This is a genomic window from Lelliottia sp. 489 (assembly GCF_050435885.1).
In the GTDB taxonomy this organism is placed as follows: domain Bacteria; phylum Pseudomonadota; class Gammaproteobacteria; order Enterobacterales; family Enterobacteriaceae; genus Enterobacter; species Enterobacter nimipressuralis.
In genome coordinates this window covers 882,648-897,387 of record NZ_JBNDLC010000001.1, presented here as the reverse complement: position 1 = coordinate 897,387, position 14,740 = coordinate 882,648, and the positions used below count along the sequence as shown (strand labels likewise).

The window sequence follows — 14,740 nt, the reverse complement described above, 5'->3', positions numbered from 1 at the left end:
CCTTGTTAAAAAGGGATCAATTCAACGGTTGAACAGTCAAAGCGTTCTCTGCGAGTCGCAGGCGTGCCGCTTTGCCATAAAATTCGGCTGGGATCTTGTCACTCAGCCAATATTCACCTGCGATGGAAACCAGTTCCGCCGTCAGATGGGTACAAAATATTTGTGCTTCCCGATCGCCACTGGCACCGGCCAGCGCGCGTCCTCTCATCATACCGTAGACGTGAATATTGCCATCGGCAATCAGCTCAGCGCCAGCGCTGACGTGGCTTGTCACAATCAGATCACAGTTTGGTGCATAAATGCGCTGACCGGAACGAACCGGCACATCAATCATTCGCGTTTTTGTGATAGGAGTAACAGTTTGCGCGGGCGGTGGAGGCGTCGGGGCGGCTTTCGCCGGAGAACGGACGGTTTTTTCTTTGCCTTCAGTCAGAAGGGGCAGACCGGCACGCTCGATTTCATCTTTGAGACGGGCATCTTTGCAGCCGCTAATGCCAACAATACGCAGCCCGGTCGAGGCGACCGCCTGCTGAAGATGCTGCCAGTTCACAGGCGCGTCGAGACCGCTGACATTCACCACCACTGGGGCGTGTTTCAGAAAAGCGGGTGCCTGCGCGATTTTGTCTTCTAACGCCTGACGAATAACCTCGGGTTTTGCATCATGCAAATGAACCACTGATAAGGTGAAGCTACTGCCTTTAAGCTCGATGGGCGTGTTTGACATCCTGGCCTTACTCAATTTGCTGTTAATCGCATCACATTCGTTGCGATATTCCGAAGAGTATCAGGCATGTTATAGTCACTGGTATATTGAGGCAAGCAACCACCGATAATTCAGAGTAAAAACATGTTTTGTGTGATCTACAGAAGTACTAAACGCGACCAGACCTATCTTTATGTCGAGAAAAAAGACGATTTTTCCCGCGTACCGGAAGAATTAATGAAAGGCTTCGGCGCGCCGCAGCTGGCGATGCTATTGCCGCTGGACGGTCGTAAAAAACTGGTGAATGCCGATCTGGATAAAGTGAAAACCGCCCTGAAAGAACAAGGCTATTATTTACAGCTTCCGCCACCTCCTGAGAATTTATTAAAACAGCATCTCGCAGGTGACGGAAAAAAATAACCCCGGCCAACTCCGTGGGTGACATATCAACCGTGTAGGGGACGAGCATGTATCAACATCACAACTGGCAAGGCGCATTACTGGATTACCCTGTAAGCAAAGTGGTCTGCGTAGGCAGCAATTATGCGAAGCACATTCAGGAAATGGGCAGTGCCGTGCCAGAAGAGCCTGTGTTGTTTATCAAGCCGGAAACCGCTATTTGCGATATTCGCCAGCCGCTGGCGTTACCGCAGGGGCTGGGTTCGGTACACCATGAAGTCGAACTGGCGGTGCTGATTGGCGGCACGCTGCGTCAGGCATCCGAGGATCACGTGCAGAAAGCCATCGCAGGCTACGGAGTTGCGCTGGATCTGACCCTGCGTGATGTGCAGGGCAAAATGAAAAAAGCCGGCCAGCCGTGGGAAAAAGCCAAAGGCTTTGATAATTCCTGCCCGATCTCAGGTTTTATTCCGGCAGCCGAATTCCACGCCGATCCGCAAAATACCCCGTTGAGCCTGAAAGTGAACGGCGAAATTCGCCAGCAGGGGAATACGTCTGACATGATCCACAAGATCCTGCCGCTTATCGCCTACATGAGCCGCTACTTCACCCTCAAGCCGGGCGATGTGATCCTCACCGGTACGCCAGAAGGCGTTGGGCCACTGCTGAGCGGTGACGAACTGGAAATCGGTTTTAACGGACAATCCGTTAAGACGCGCGTGCTGTAAAATGCCGTTGCCGCTGTTAATCGGCGGCAAAACTTGCATCCACGTGCCAGACTGGTTATAAGGTGCGCTTTCTTTTGACGTGTGGACATCCTTATGAGCGAAACCCCTTTCTGGCAAAGCAAGACTCTCGACGAAATGACCGACGTGGAGTGGGAATCGCTGTGCGACGGCTGCGGGCAGTGCTGCCTGCACAAGCTGATGGACGAAGACACGGACGAAATCTACTTCACCAACGTCGCCTGCAAGCAGCTGAACATCAAAACCTGTCAGTGCCGCAACTACGAGCGCCGTTTCGAGTACGAGCCGGATTGCATCAAGCTGACCCGCGACAATCTCCCGACGTTTGAATGGCTGCCTCACACCTGCGCCTATCGCCTGCTGGCGGAAGGGAAAGGGCTGCCGGACTGGCATCCGCTGCTGACCGGCTCAAAAGCGGCGATGCACGGCGAGCGCATTTCGGTGCGACATATCGCGGTGAAAGAATCCGAAGTGCAGGACTGGGAAGACCATATTCTCAACCATCCCAAACACGCATAAAAAAACCCGCCGAGGCGGGTTTTTTGTTGGGTGCTGTTTGTGCTTATCGACCGAACAAATCGCGTTTTTTCGGTTTGAACGGCTGGGCAATCAGTACCAGCAGCGCCACCACGAAGTAGGCGACGAAAATACCGACCAGCCACTGCGGCATCTCCAGCGTCAGGAATTCCCACTGACGAACAGAGCAATCACCGGAGGCCACAAACACCTGCGGCAGCCACTTGTCCAGCGGCAGCCAGCCTGGGAAGCGGGCGGCAAAATCACAGGTCTGGAACGGGGAGGGATGCAGCTGCATCATGGTGTGCTGCCACGCCAGCTCAATGCCTTTCCAGGCACTGTACAACCAGAGGGCAATCCCGGCATAACGCAGCGGGGATTTTGGCGCAATCGCACCCACCAGCCCTGCACCCATAATGCCGAACAGCGCACAACGTTCGTAAATACACAGCACACAGGGTTTCAGCAACATCACATGCTGGAACCAGAGCGCTACCATTTCCAGCGCAAAGGCGGTCAGGGCCATCAATAACCACGCTCCGCGACCGCGAGAGCATTGGTTCAAAAATCGCAACATAATCATTTCCCTGGAACAGGCTTAGAAAGCGCAGTGTAAACCAAAACAATTTTAGCGCCAGATGCTCCTGACAAAATAAAACGTAATTGGATGTTTATAATGCAGAAAGTCAAACCGGGCAGCGAACCACCCGAATTCAGGGACTTAATGCGCGGCCAGTATACCTATTTGCAACAACCATTGCGTATAAGGAATGAGGGTAAATTTGACGCACAGCAAGCCGACAACGGTTAATACCAGCGTGTAAGGCAGCGCCATCCACACCATCCGACCGTAGGACAAACGAATCAGGGGAGCCAGCGCCGAGGTCAGCAGGAACAGAAACGCCGCCTGTCCGTTTGGCGTCGCCACTGACGGCAAATTGGTGCCGGTATTAATCGCCACGGCCAGCAGCTCAAACTGGTTAATATTAATGGCCCCGTGTTCAAGCGCCGCTTTGGCCTCATTGATATACACCGATCCGACAAACACGTTATCGGAAATAGAAGAGAGCAGGCCATTAAACAGATAAAAGAGCGACAGCTGCGAGTCGGGTGACGCCTGCAGGACAAAGTCGATAATCGGCGAGAACAGTTGCTGATCGATAATCACCGCCACAATGGCAAAAAACACCGCCAGCAGGGCAGTAAACGGCAGCGCTTCGGTAAATGCCTTGCCGATCGCATGTTCGTCGGTCACACCGGTAAATGACGTCGCCAGAATAATCACCGACAGGCCAATAAGCCCCACTTCCGCCAGGTGGAATGCCAGCGCGACGATAAGCCACACGCCGATGATACCCTGGGCGATCAGCGCCAGTTTTTCCTGACGGGTGCGCTGGCTGCGGCTTTTCAGATCAAATTCGTGCAGCACATCGCGAACCGGGCCAGGCAACTGGGTGCCATAGCCGAAGCTTTTGGTTTTCTCGAGCAACACACAGGTCAGCAGCCCGCAGACAAAGACCGGGACGCTCACCGGCGCCACGCGCAGGAAGAATTCGGTAAAGTTCCAGCCCGCGGCTTTCGCAATAATGAGGTTTTGCGGCTCGCCGACCATCGTCATCACGCCACCGAGCGCCGTGCCGACGCCGGCGTGCATCATCAGGCTGCGCAGGAACGCACGAAACTGTTCCAGAACGTCGCGCTTCGGCACGTCAATCTGGCTGTCATCCTGCAAATCGCTCTCGGTTTTCGTTGAGGCCACGCGATGATAAATGCCGTAAAAACCGACGGCGACGCTTATCACCACCGCAACGACCGTCAGCGCATCGAGGAATGCGGAGAGAAACGCGGCAGCCAGACAGAAGGAGAGGGAAAGCACCGTTTTGGAACTAATACTCAGCAGCAGCCGCGTGAAGATAAACAGCAGCAGTTGCTTCATAAAGTAGATCCCGGCCACCATAAACATCAGCAGCAGGAGCACTTCCAGGTTAGTGGCCAGCTCGTCTTTCACGCGCTCTGCGCTGGTCATGCCGATAAACACCGCTTCAATCGCCAGCAGCCCGCCGGGAAGCAGGGGATAGCATTTCAGCGCCATCGCCAGGGCAAAGATAAACTCGGCCACCAGCAGCCAGCCGGCCACAAACGGCGAGAAGATAAACACCACAGGGTTAGCGATCAGAAAAATGAGCAGCGTCAGCTTGTACCAGTCGGGTGACTGACCTAAAAAATTGCGCCACAGGGCGCGTCCGTAAGACATTTCCACCAGAGAGTTCCTTCCTCGCCAAAGTTAAGCAAAACATTATTATACGCACAATTTGCATGAATAACGGCTGTCGACCAGGATGCTGTATTTGATAAAAATGAAACGGTGATCCCTTTTTTCCCGCGTCGCTGCGCTATCTGCCACTGTCAGCCTCTGGTATGATGAGTGAATTAGTTAAAGCTGTGTAATGGAAATCTCACTATGGTCATAAAGGCGCAAAGCCCGGCGGGTTTCGCTGAAGAGTACATCATTGAAAGCATCTGGAATAACCGTTTCGCTCCTGGAACGATTCTTCCCGCTGAACGTGAATTGTCTGAACTGATTGGCGTAACACGTACCACTTTACGCGAAGTTCTTCAGCGTCTGGCGCGTGATGGCTGGTTGACGATTCAGCACGGCAAACCGACCAAAGTGAATAACTTCTGGGAAACGTCGGGTCTGAACATTCTTGAAACGCTCGCCCGTCTCGATCACGAGAGCGTTCCACAGCTGATCGATAATTTGCTGTCGGTGCGCACCAACATTTCTACCATCTTTATCCGTACCGCCTTCCGTCAGCATCCTGAAAAGGCGCTGGAAGTGCTGGCGACGGCGACGGCGGTTGACGATCACGCGGATGCGTTTGCGACCCTCGATTACAACATCTTCCGTGGCCTGGCGTTTGCGTCGGGAAATCCGATTTATGGATTGATCCTTAACGGCATGAAAGGGCTGTATACCCGTATTGGTCGCCACTATTTCGCCAATCCGGAAGCGCGCAGTCTGGCGCTCGGTTTCTACCACAAGTTAAGCCAGCTTTGCACCGAAGGCCAGCACGATCAGGTCTATGAAACGGTGCGTCGTTACGGCCATGACAGCGGCGAGATCTGGCACCGGATGCAGAAAAATCTGCCGGGCGATTTAGCGATTCACGGTCATTAACAGAAAAAGCCTCTCGACTGAGAGGCTTTTTTTTTGCCCGTCTGCACGGGTCTGAAGCTGAGTCATACGAAAGCCGGGGAAGATGCGTTGCCACCCGGCAACGCGATTACAGCGTGTTTCCCCGCGCCGGACAGCGCTCCAGCAGTTCCACGCTCCCGTCCTCGTTTTGCTGCTCCATCAACACGTCAAAGCCCCACAGGCGATGCACATGCTTGAGCACCTCTTTGCGGCCTTTATCAAGCGGCGCACGGTTGTGCGGAATATAGCGCAGCGTCAGAGAGCGATCGCCGCGTAAATCCACGTTCCACACCTGGATATTGGGTTCCAGATTGCTCAGGTTGTATTGAGAGGAGAGGCGCGAGCGAATCTCACGGTACCCTTCCTCGTTGTGAATCGCCGATATCTCCAGATAATTATTACGATCGTCATCCAGAACGGTAAAGAAGCGGAAATCACGCATGATTTTCGGTGACATGAACTGGCTGATAAAGCTCTCGTCTTTAAAGTCGCGCATCGCGAAATGCAGCGTCTCCAGCCAGTCGGAACCGGCAATGTCCGGGAACCAGTATTTATCCTCTTCCGTCGGTGACTGACAGATGCGTTTAATATCCTGGAACATCGCAAAGCCGAGGGCATAGGGGTTAATCCCGCTGTACCACGGGCTGTTATACGGCGGCTGGAAGACCACGTTAGTGTGGCTGTGCAGGAACTCGAGCATAAACCGCTCGGTCACTTTGCCTTCGTCATACAGGTGGTTCAGGATGGTGTAATGCCAGAACGTCGCCCAGCCTTCGTTCATCACCTGCGTCTGTTTTTGCGGATAAAAATACTGACTCACCTTACGCACGATGCGTAAGATTTCACGCTGCCACGGCTCCAGCAGCGGCGCATTTTTTTCCATAAAGTAGAGTAAGTTCTCCTGCGGCTCAGACGGATAACGCCGCGCTTCGGCGATCGTTTTCTCCTCTTCGCGTTTCGGCAGGGTACGCCACAGCATATTCACCTGGCTTTGCAGATACTCTTCGCGACTTTTCTGCCGCGCTTTCTCCTCCTGGAGGGAGATTTTTTGCGGGCGTTTGTAGCGATCCACGCCGTAATTCATCAGCGCGTGACAGGAATCGAGCAGTTTTTCCACCTCGTCCACTCCGTAGCGCTCTTCGCATTCGGTGATGTATTTACGGGCGAAAATCAGGTAATCGACAATCGAACTGGCATCGGTCCAGCTGCGGAACAGGTAGTTATTTTTGAAGAACGAGTTGTGCCCGTAACAGGCGTGCGCCATCACCAGCGCCTGCATGGTAATGGTGTTCTCTTCCATCAGATAGGCGATGCAGGGATTGGAGTTAATGACGATCTCATACGCCAGCCCTTGCTGGCCGTGCTTGTAGAGTCGCTCGGTTTCAATGAATTTTTTACCGAACGACCAGTGCGGATAGTTGATCGGCATCCCGACGCTCGAGTAGGCGTCCATCATCTGTTCGGAGGTAATGACTTCGATCTGGTGCGGGTAGGTGTCCAGTCGATACAGCTTCGCCACCCGGTCGATTTCGGCCAGATAGACATCCAGCAGCTCGAAGGTCCAGTCGGGTCCATCGCTGAGACGAGTGCTGTCCTTGTTCATTGAGTCAAGTGTAGCCATTAGCGCGCCCTCGTTGTTGATAGCTCTCTCTAGTCTGGAGAACCTCTTTTCAAGCATAGAACAACGCGTTGAAAAGCGTGCTGACGCAGAAATTTTTTCTTTGCGATTTCCGATTTTTGATCCCGGAGAAAACGGCTGTCTCGCAGAATTTTCTGCTGGTTAAAAAGAGCGCGCAGTAAAAGATCCTAAATAAGCGCCATCCCCGCTGGCTGGGGAAGATGTGAGTTAAGTCACCATAAAAAAGTCGTATGTTGAATAATATTTTCAACTAGGTTATCAATCTGTAATTAGAAGATTGTTCTTTTGCACATAACGGAGTGGCTATGCGTGTTGTCATACTGGGAAGTGGGGTTGTCGGCGTCACCAGCGCCTGGTATTTAAGTCAGGCGGGACACGAGGTGACGGTCATCGATCGCGAACCGGGATCGGCACTGGAGACCAGCGCGGCCAACGCCGGGCAGATCTCCCCAGGCTATGCGGCGCCGTGGGCGGCACCGGGCGTACCGCTGAAGGCCATCAAATGGATGTTCCAGCGTCACGCGCCGCTGGCGATTAGCCTCGACGGCACGCAATTCCAGCTCAAGTGGATGTGGCAGATGCTGCGCAACTGCGACACTCGCCACTACATGGAAAACAAAGGCCGCATGGTGCGCCTGGCAGAGTACAGCCGCGACTGCCTGAAAGAACTGCGCAACACCACCGGCATCGAATACGAAGGGCGGCAGGGCGGCACATTGCAGCTGTTCCGCACCGCGCAGCAGTATGAAAACGCCACTCGCGATATCGCGGTGCTGGAAGATGCAGGCGTGCCGTATCAGCTGCTCGAAGCCACCCAGCTGGCGCAGGTTGAACCGGCGCTGGCGGAAGTGGCACACAAACTGACGGGCGGGCTGCGCCTGCCAAATGATGAAACGGGCGACTGCCAGCTCTTTACTCAGCGTTTGGCGAAGATGTGTGAACAGGCAGGCGTGACGTTCCGCTATAACACCTCGGTCGATAAGCTGCTGTCAGAAGGCGAAAAAATCTACGGCGTGAAGTGCGGCGACGAAGTGATCAAAGCCGATGCCTATGTAATGGCGTTTGGCTCTTACTCCACGGCGATGCTGAAGGGTCTGCTCGATATTCCGGTCTATCCGCTGAAAGGCTACTCCCTCACCATTCCGGTGAAAGAGGACAACGGTGCCCCTGTTTCAACTATTCTTGATGAAACCTACAAAATCGCCATCACCCGCTTTGATAACCGGATCCGCGTCGGCGGAATGGCGGAAATTGTCGGCTTTAATACGGAATTGCTGCAACCGCGCCGCGAAACGCTTGAGATGGTGGTTCGCGATCTGTTCCCGCGCGGGGGCTTTGTCGAACAGGCCACGTTCTGGACCGGATTACGTCCTATGACGCCGGACGGCACGCCGATTGTCGGCCGTACGCCGTTCAAGAATTTATGGACTAACACCGGCCACGGCACGCTGGGCTGGACCATGGCCTGCGGTTCAGGGCAATTGCTGAGCGATTTGATCTCGGGCCGCACCCCGGCAATTCCGTTTGATGATTTAAGCGCCGCGCGCTATCAATCCGGATTTACGCCATCTCGCCCGCAGCATCTGCATGGCGCGCATAATTAACAAGGAGCTGTCATGTCCCGTCCTATTCTGGCTCAGCTGGATCTGCAGGCGTTAAAAAATAACCTGCAGATTGTCCGCCGTGCTGCGCCGGGCTCTCGCGTATGGTCGGTGGTGAAAGCCAACGGCTACGGCCACGGAATTGAGTCCATCTGGAGCGCGCTGAGCGCCACCGATGGTTTTGCGCTGTTGAATCTGGAAGAGGCGATCCTGCTGCGCGAACGCGGCTGGAAAGGGCCGATTCTGCTGCTCGAAGGCTTCTTCCACGCAGATGAACTGCCGCTTTTGGACAAATATCGACTCACCACCAGCGTCCACAGCAACTGGCAAATCAAAGCGCTGCAAAACGCAAAACTGCATGCGCCGCTGGATATCTATCTCAAGGTCAACAGCGGCATGAACCGCTTAGGCTTCCAGCCCGATCGCGTGCACACGATGTGGCAGCAGCTGCGCGCCTTGAAAAATGTCGGCGAGATGACGCTGATGGCGCACTTTGCCGATGCCGAAAAACCGGACGGCATTGCCGAGGCGATGGTGCGTATCAATCAGGCGGCAGAAGGGCTGGAGTGCGCCCGTTCGCTGTCGAACTCCGCCGCCACGCTCTGGCACCCGGAAGCCCATTACGATTGGGTACGTCCGGGCATTATTCTCTACGGCGCGTCACCGTCCGGCCAGTGGCAGGACATCGCCAACAGCGGGCTGAAACCGGTTATGTCCCTGCGCAGTGAAATCATCGGCATTCAGACGCTGAAAGCGGGCGATACGGTGGGCTACGGCAGCCGCTATCGTGCCTCAGGCGAACAGCGTATTGGTATTGTGGCGGGCGGTTATGCTGACGGCTATCCACGTCTAGCGCCAACCGGCACGCCGGTGTGGGTCGATGGCGTGCGTACCGGTACCGTTGGCACCATTTCAATGGATATGATGGCGGTGGACTTAACCCCATGCCCGCAGGCAGGCATTGGTTCGCCGGTAGAGCTGTGGGGGAATGAGGTGAAAGTCGATGACGTGGCGTCGGCAGCGGGAACGGTAGGCTATGAAATGTTAACGGCACTGGCCCCGAGAGTGCCAGTAGTGACAGTGTAACGTTAAAATACCGGGTGGCGTTGCTGCCACCCGGCAAAACATCATTCTGAACCCTCGTCCTCCATCGGACGCACGCCCACCTTCCGTACCGCGTTATCCTCTTTCTCGGCCACCGTCCAGATCATCCCGGCAAACTCCACCTGGTCGCCCACGACCGGCGCGGCACCCAGCAGCTGCTGCACAATCTCACCCAGCGTCTGCTGTTTATCGCGATACTCCAGCCCCTCGTCGAGGCCATAAATCAGCGCCACGTCGGCAAATTTGGCGTTCGCTTCCAGAATAAAATCACCGAAGAACCGCTGATCCAGCGCCACGGGCGGTGACTGGCTGAACAGCTTCCCGAGGGCAGGCAAATCGGTCTCACGACCAATGACGCACAGAATATCGCCCTCGCGCAGGCGAGTGCTGCCCGTCGGGTGCAGCAGAGCATTATCACGAAACAGCGCGGCAATCCGTGTTTCCGTCGGCATATGCAGGTCGCGCAGCGACGCGCCCACGCACCATTTATCGGCGCTCAGCTGATAGACAAACTGCTCCCACGGGTTTTCCGGATGAATATCCAGCCCCACGCGCGAAACGGGCAGGCCAACCGGTGGCACCACCACTTTGGCCTTTTTCGCCGCCCAGCCCAGAGACGTACCCTGGAACAGCAGCGACACCAGTACCACGAAGAACGCGACATTGAAGAACAGCCGTGAATTATCCAGCCCCGCCATCATCGGGAAGACCGCCAGAATGATCGGCACCGCCCCGCGCAGGCCCACCCAACTGATAAAAATACGCTCGCGCAGATTAAACCCACGGAACGGCAACAGCCCGGCAAACACCGACAGCGGACGGGCGAAGAAGATCATCCACGCTGAGAGGAGCAGCGCCGGAATGGCAATCGGCAGCAGATCGGACGGCGTCACCAGCAGCCCCAGCACCAGGAACATGCCGATTTGCGCCAGCCAGGCCAGGCCGTCGAAATTCTGCAAAATGGCGTGGCGGTTGCGAATCGGGCGATTTCCTAGCAGGAAGCCGCAGAGATAAACGGCGAGAATACCACTGCCGTCCATCGCCGTTGTCAGGGCGAAAATCAGAATACCGCCGCTAAGCGCCAGCAAAGGGTACAGCCCGGCGGGCAGGGAGATGCGGTTAATCATCTGCTGCAACAGATAGCCGCCGGAAAGGCCGATGATAATCCCGAGGCCAAACTGCTGGAGAATATGCCAGGCAAACATCCAGCTCAGGCCGGATTCGTGCTGCTGGATCATCTCAATCAGGGTGATGGTCAGGAACACCGCCATCGGGTCGTTGCTGCCGGATTCAATCTCCAGCGTCGAGCCAACACGCTCGTTCAGCCCTTTGCCGCCGAGGAGGGAGAACACCGCCGCCGCATCCGTCGAGCCGACAATCGCGCCAATCAGCAATCCTTCCATGATATTCAGGTGAAACAGCCAGGCGGCCATCATACCGGTCAGGCCGGAGGTGATCAGCACGCCGACGGTTGCCAGCGACAGGGCCGGGCCTAAGGCGACGCGAAACGAACTGGCCTGGGTGCGCATCCCGCCGTCCAGCAAAATCACTGCCAGCGCGAGGTTACTCACCATGTAGGCAAAGGGATAATTATCGAATGGAATCCCGCCGACGCCATCGATGCCCGCGAGCATGCCGATGGCCAGGAAGATAACAAGGATAGGTATGCCGAGACGCGATGAAAATGAACTTAATAAAATACTGCAGGTTACTAATACGGAACCCAGAATGAAAAGACTGATTATCGCTGCGGCATCCAATGTTGTCTTACTCCCACCTCAATGTTGTTGCTGATAATAAAACCCTATCATATTAACGACAAAAACAGCGTTTTATTGAGGTGGTTAAACCGCTTTTTTATGCCTTTAAGACAGGATGACCATGCAGGGTTAACCGGCTGCCCGCCTGCGAGTGCCAAAGCGTCGCCTGAGCGCCCAGCGGCAGGGTGACGGTTTGCTGCTCATGGCCAAACGCCAGCCCGTCGATCACCGGAATGTCGAGGCGCGAGCGCAGGTAATCGATCATGGTTTCCAGCGTATAACCCGCATCGTAATCGTTCGGCGTTGCACCGCTGAAGCTGCCTAACACAACCGCGCGCTGACGCCCGAGAATACCGGCGTGCATCAGCTGCAACAGCATGCGCTCGACGCGGAACGGATGCTCGTTGATATCCTCCAGCACCAGAATGCCGTTCTCAATTTGCGGCAGCCACGGCGTGCCGATAAGCGACACCAGCATCGCCAGATTGCCGCCCCACAGCTGGCCTTCGCACTCACACTGCGGGCCGTTGCCTTGCCACTCCACGCTAAACGTTGGATTTTTCAAGGCGCGCCAGAAATGTTCCTCGGTAAAACGGTTCAACTCCGGTGCGCCGAAGTTCCCCGCCAGCATCGGCCCGCTAAAGGTGATGACGTTATGCAGGGCCAGCAGACCAAGCTGTATCACGGTGAAATCGCTGTGACCGCAGATCAGCAGCGGGTCCTGCTGCTGGCGTCGGGCAAGCCCGGCCCAGTCGATGGTCTCCAGCAAACGGCTCGCGCCATACCCGCCGCGCACCGCCAGAATAATCTGGTTTTCGCCTTCGAGGGTGACCAGGTCGTTGATATCAGCCACTCTTTGCTGCTCAGTCCCGGCAAAACGCTGCAGACGGCGGGGGATGATCGTCTGATTATCCACCCGATGGCCGGATGCCTCTAAACGCGTTACGCCAAGCCGGGCGGCGTCCTGATTAATGCAGTAGCCGGACGGGGCAACAAGATGAAACTGAGACATGGCAAATCCTTGCTGAATGAGAAACTAAATGCCTATATCATGCCGCCTGTATGCGGTCTGCTTCAAGGGGCGGATGCGTAACCGCGATGATCGGCTATAAGGATAGATGACGTGAAATTGAGATGGTTTGCTTTTTTGATTGTATTGCTGGCGGGCTGTAGTTCAAAACAGGATTATCAAAATCCGCCGTGGAACCCGGAAGTCCCTGTCAAACGTGCAATGCAGTGGATGCCGATCAGCGAAAAGGCCGGGAAAGCGTGGGGCGTCAGTCCGCGACTGGTGACGGCCATTATTGCAGTCGAGTCCGGCGGCAACCCGACGCTGGTCAGCAAATCAAATGCAGTGGGCTTAATGCAATTGAAAGCCTCCACCGCCGGGCGTGAAGTCTATCGCTACATGGGCTGGAGCGGGCAGCCGTCCACCAGCGAGCTGAAAAACCCGGAGCGTAATATCTCCATGGGTACCGCGTATCTGAGCATTCTGGAACACGGTGTGCTGAAAGGCATCGAAGATCCCGAAGTGATGCAGTATGCGCTGGTGGTGTCGTATGTGAACGGGGCGGGGGCGCTGCTGCGAACCTTCTCGTCGGATCGCAAAAAGGCCATCAATGAGATTAACGGCATGGACAAAGACGAATTCTTTGAGCATGTGGTGAACAACCATCCGGCACCACAGGCTCCACGCTACATCTGGAAAGTTCAGAAAGCGATGGACGCCATGTAATGCCCAGGCCGGGCAGCGAGATGCTGTCCGGCGCCTTCAGAGAACCTTATTCGCGCGTTCTCGCGCTTCTCGCTCTAACGAGAAGATAATACGTTGAAGCTCCCTTTCGGCCCCAGGCCCGACATTCAGAAAGCGAAAACTGAGTCGTGGTGTGGTGATGGTCTCATTTTTGCTGTCCACCACTTTGCGTTCGCTGATGGCAATCAGCTGCGCATCGAAATAAAAACGCCCCCAGCCGCCCATATCCAGTTCGATTTGTGAAAAACGCATCCCTTCCACCAGTCCGTCCGGTCGGGGTGTGTCCATCAGCGCGCCCATCCCGCCGAGCGACAGGTCGAACAGGCGAAAGCGAATCTCTTTTTTGTCCGGCATTCTGGCCTTACAAAAATAGGAAGGATGCAGCGGGGCGTTAATCCGAAAATATTCCCGACGCTGGACAAACCACAGGCTCTCCGGCAGCGGGGTGATAAAAGCGGGCAGATTGAGATAATCACCTTGTTCCACATGAGGCAGGACAAACTCAACCTTTGCCCCTTTGGTTTCCGCCATCACAGAAAGATTTTTTGCGCGCAGTACCGCCCGGTTTTCATACTCCTGGCTACCGAGGTCGATGACCAGACGCTCCGGAGTGGCCTCCAGAATCTTACTGATAAACTGGTTCGACGCCCAGCTGATGCGCACCGGCACTTCGCCCTTGTGCAGGTCGCGTAATACCCCTAATACAGCCAGCGGATTTTGCTTCAGGAACTGCTCACTGTAATTACTCACGCCGAATGGCTCCTCGGTTGTCTGACGGACTGTCCCTGAAGTATCGGCAATGGGCGTCAGAACTTAATACAAACCGGTGATTTTTTTTCAAAAATGAGAGGGAATTAAGTCGGTGAGAAAAAACGGTTTTAGCGCAGTGACCTATACTTAAGTCACTTGCGCGAAACATTTTCAGCGCATGCATTTCATCTGCAAGAGGGCATCGCTATGGGTATTATCGCCTGGATTGTTTTTGGTCTTATCGCCGGCGTGATCGCAAAATTCATTATGCCGGGGCGTGATGGTGGCGGCTTCATTCTGACCTGCGTGCTGGGGGTTATCGGTGCGGTTGTCGGCGGCTGGCTGGCGACCATGTTTGGCGTCGGCGGCAGCGTCAGCGGATTTAACCTGCACAGCTTCCTGGTGGCGGTGGTCGGTGCCATCGTCGTCCTTGCCATTTTCAGACTGCTCAGACGCACATAAACCGCTAAAAACGCAAACGGCTCTCCCTGAGGGCCGTTTTTTTTAGTCGCATATTGCTTTGTTAATCGAAATGAGAATAATTGTCGTTCTTTATATCATCTAATAATA

The 14,740-nt window shown here is 55.1% G+C and carries 15 protein-coding genes; 8 read left to right on the top strand and 7 right to left on the bottom strand.

The window, feature by feature from the left end; all coding sequences use genetic code 11:
* Nucleotides 1–16: 16 nt before the first annotated feature.
* On the bottom strand, nt 17–724 hold the full coding sequence (gene minC / locus ABIE11_RS04545; RefSeq protein WP_102103953.1) for a septum site-determining protein MinC: 708 nt from the start codon (nt 722–724) through the stop codon (nt 17–19).
* A 123-nt stretch (nt 725–847) separates the two neighbouring features.
* Here minC and ABIE11_RS04540 point away from each other — a divergent pair, with 123 nt between their 5' ends.
* The 3 genes from ABIE11_RS04540 (at nt 848) to ABIE11_RS04530 (ending at nt 2,367) form a co-directional block, all read left to right on the top strand.
* The gene (locus tag ABIE11_RS04540; RefSeq protein WP_123427625.1) at nt 848–1,123 is read left to right on the top strand and encodes a YcgL domain-containing protein; all 276 of its coding nucleotides are present in this window, start codon (nt 848–850) and stop codon (nt 1,121–1,123) included.
* A 47-nt stretch (nt 1,124–1,170) separates the two neighbouring features.
* Nucleotides 1,171–1,830, top strand: coding sequence for a fumarylacetoacetate hydrolase family protein (locus ABIE11_RS04535; protein WP_100779837.1), 660 nt, complete (start codon nt 1,171–1,173; stop codon nt 1,828–1,830).
* Nucleotides 1,831–1,923: 93 nt separating this feature from the next.
* On the top strand, nt 1,924–2,367 hold the full coding sequence (locus ABIE11_RS04530; RefSeq protein ID WP_100779838.1) for a YcgN family cysteine cluster protein: 444 nt from the start codon (nt 1,924–1,926) through the stop codon (nt 2,365–2,367).
* Nucleotides 2,368–2,410: 43 nt separating this feature from the next.
* On the opposite strand, the gene dsbB is transcribed toward ABIE11_RS04530, so the two are convergent.
* Together dsbB and nhaB are read right to left on the bottom strand one after the other, a co-directional pair.
* Complete coding sequence (dsbB, locus tag ABIE11_RS04525) at nt 2,411–2,941, bottom strand: disulfide bond formation protein DsbB (RefSeq protein ID WP_100779839.1); 531 nt, start codon at nt 2,939–2,941, stop codon at nt 2,411–2,413.
* Nucleotides 2,942–3,085: 144 nt separating this feature from the next.
* Complete coding sequence (nhaB, locus tag ABIE11_RS04520; protein WP_429184057.1) at nt 3,086–4,624, bottom strand: sodium/proton antiporter NhaB; 1,539 nt, start codon at nt 4,622–4,624, stop codon at nt 3,086–3,088.
* 201 nt (nt 4,625–4,825) lie between these two features.
* On the opposite strand from nhaB, the gene fadR reads away from it, so the two are divergent.
* Nucleotides 4,826–5,545 carry a fatty acid metabolism transcriptional regulator FadR gene (gene fadR, locus ABIE11_RS04515; protein WP_100779841.1) on the top strand — a complete coding sequence of 240 codons (720 nt, stop codon included), beginning with the start codon at nt 4,826–4,828 and terminating at the stop codon, nt 5,543–5,545.
* 106 nt (nt 5,546–5,651) lie between these two features.
* Here the strand turns inward: fadR and ABIE11_RS04510 are convergent, their stop codons facing one another.
* Nucleotides 5,652–7,184 carry a SpoVR family protein gene (locus tag ABIE11_RS04510; protein ID WP_100779842.1) on the bottom strand — a complete coding sequence of 511 codons (1,533 nt, stop codon included), beginning with the start codon at nt 7,182–7,184 and terminating at the stop codon, nt 5,652–5,654.
* A gap of 323 nt (nt 7,185–7,507) precedes the next feature.
* On the opposite strand from ABIE11_RS04510, the gene ABIE11_RS04505 reads away from it, so the two are divergent.
* Nucleotides 7,508–8,806 (top strand): D-amino acid dehydrogenase, encoded by a 1,299-nt coding sequence (locus ABIE11_RS04505; protein WP_429184056.1) that lies wholly within the window; start codon nt 7,508–7,510, stop codon nt 8,804–8,806.
* Between the two features lie 12 nt (nt 8,807–8,818).
* Nucleotides 8,819–9,889, top strand: coding sequence for a catabolic alanine racemase DadX (dadX, locus tag ABIE11_RS04500; RefSeq protein WP_429184055.1), 1,071 nt, complete (start codon nt 8,819–8,821; stop codon nt 9,887–9,889).
* Nucleotides 9,890–9,930: 41 nt separating this feature from the next.
* On the opposite strand, the gene ABIE11_RS04495 is transcribed toward dadX, so the two are convergent.
* Both ABIE11_RS04495 and ldcA read right to left on the bottom strand, forming a co-directional pair.
* Nucleotides 9,931–11,667, bottom strand: a complete 1,737-nt coding sequence (locus ABIE11_RS04495; RefSeq protein ID WP_100779845.1) for a potassium/proton antiporter — start codon at nt 11,665–11,667, stop codon at nt 9,931–9,933.
* 97 nt (nt 11,668–11,764) lie between these two features.
* Nucleotides 11,765–12,679, bottom strand: a complete 915-nt coding sequence (gene ldcA / locus ABIE11_RS04490; RefSeq protein ID WP_429184054.1) for a muramoyltetrapeptide carboxypeptidase — start codon at nt 12,677–12,679, stop codon at nt 11,765–11,767.
* A 111-nt stretch (nt 12,680–12,790) separates the two neighbouring features.
* Between ldcA and emtA the strand changes: the two genes are divergently transcribed.
* A complete protein-coding gene (emtA, locus tag ABIE11_RS04485; protein ID WP_100779847.1) occupies nt 12,791–13,402 on the top strand; it encodes a membrane-bound lytic murein transglycosylase EmtA in 612 nt (203 codons plus the stop codon).
* Between the two features lie 36 nt (nt 13,403–13,438).
* Here the strand turns inward: emtA and ycgR are convergent, their stop codons facing one another.
* On the bottom strand, nt 13,439–14,170 hold the full coding sequence (gene ycgR / locus ABIE11_RS04480) for a flagellar brake protein YcgR (RefSeq protein ID WP_100779848.1): 732 nt from the start codon (nt 14,168–14,170) through the stop codon (nt 13,439–13,441).
* Nucleotides 14,171–14,377: 207 nt separating this feature from the next.
* On the opposite strand from ycgR, the gene ABIE11_RS04475 reads away from it, so the two are divergent.
* Entirely contained in the window at nt 14,378–14,632 is a 255-nt protein-coding gene (locus tag ABIE11_RS04475) for a GlsB/YeaQ/YmgE family stress response membrane protein (RefSeq protein WP_100779849.1), read from the top strand.
* Nucleotides 14,633–14,740: the final 108 nt, after the last annotated feature.

Bases quoted from the DNA above. Each gene is read 5' to 3' on its own strand.
- minC (WP_102103953.1), bottom strand. From the start codon at position 724: ATGTCAAACACGCCCATCGAGCTTAAAGGCAGTAGCTTCACCTTATCA.
- ABIE11_RS04540 (WP_123427625.1), top strand. From the start codon at position 848: ATGTTTTGTGTGATCTACAGAAGTACTAAACGCGACCAGACCTATCTT.
- ABIE11_RS04535 (WP_100779837.1), top strand. From the start codon at position 1,171: ATGTATCAACATCACAACTGGCAAGGCGCATTACTGGATTACCCTGTA.
- ABIE11_RS04530 (WP_100779838.1), top strand. From the start codon at position 1,924: ATGAGCGAAACCCCTTTCTGGCAAAGCAAGACTCTCGACGAAATGACC.
- dsbB (WP_100779839.1), bottom strand. From the start codon at position 2,941: ATGTTGCGATTTTTGAACCAATGCTCTCGCGGTCGCGGAGCGTGGTTA.
- fadR (WP_100779841.1), top strand. From the start codon at position 4,826: ATGGTCATAAAGGCGCAAAGCCCGGCGGGTTTCGCTGAAGAGTACATC.
- ABIE11_RS04510 (WP_100779842.1), bottom strand. From the start codon at position 7,184: ATGGCTACACTTGACTCAATGAACAAGGACAGCACTCGTCTCAGCGAT.
- ABIE11_RS04505 (WP_429184056.1), top strand. From the start codon at position 7,508: ATGCGTGTTGTCATACTGGGAAGTGGGGTTGTCGGCGTCACCAGCGCC.
- dadX (WP_429184055.1), top strand. From the start codon at position 8,819: ATGTCCCGTCCTATTCTGGCTCAGCTGGATCTGCAGGCGTTAAAAAAT.
- ldcA (WP_429184054.1), bottom strand. From the start codon at position 12,679: ATGTCTCAGTTTCATCTTGTTGCCCCGTCCGGCTACTGCATTAATCAG.
- ABIE11_RS04475 (WP_100779849.1), top strand. From the start codon at position 14,378: ATGGGTATTATCGCCTGGATTGTTTTTGGTCTTATCGCCGGCGTGATC.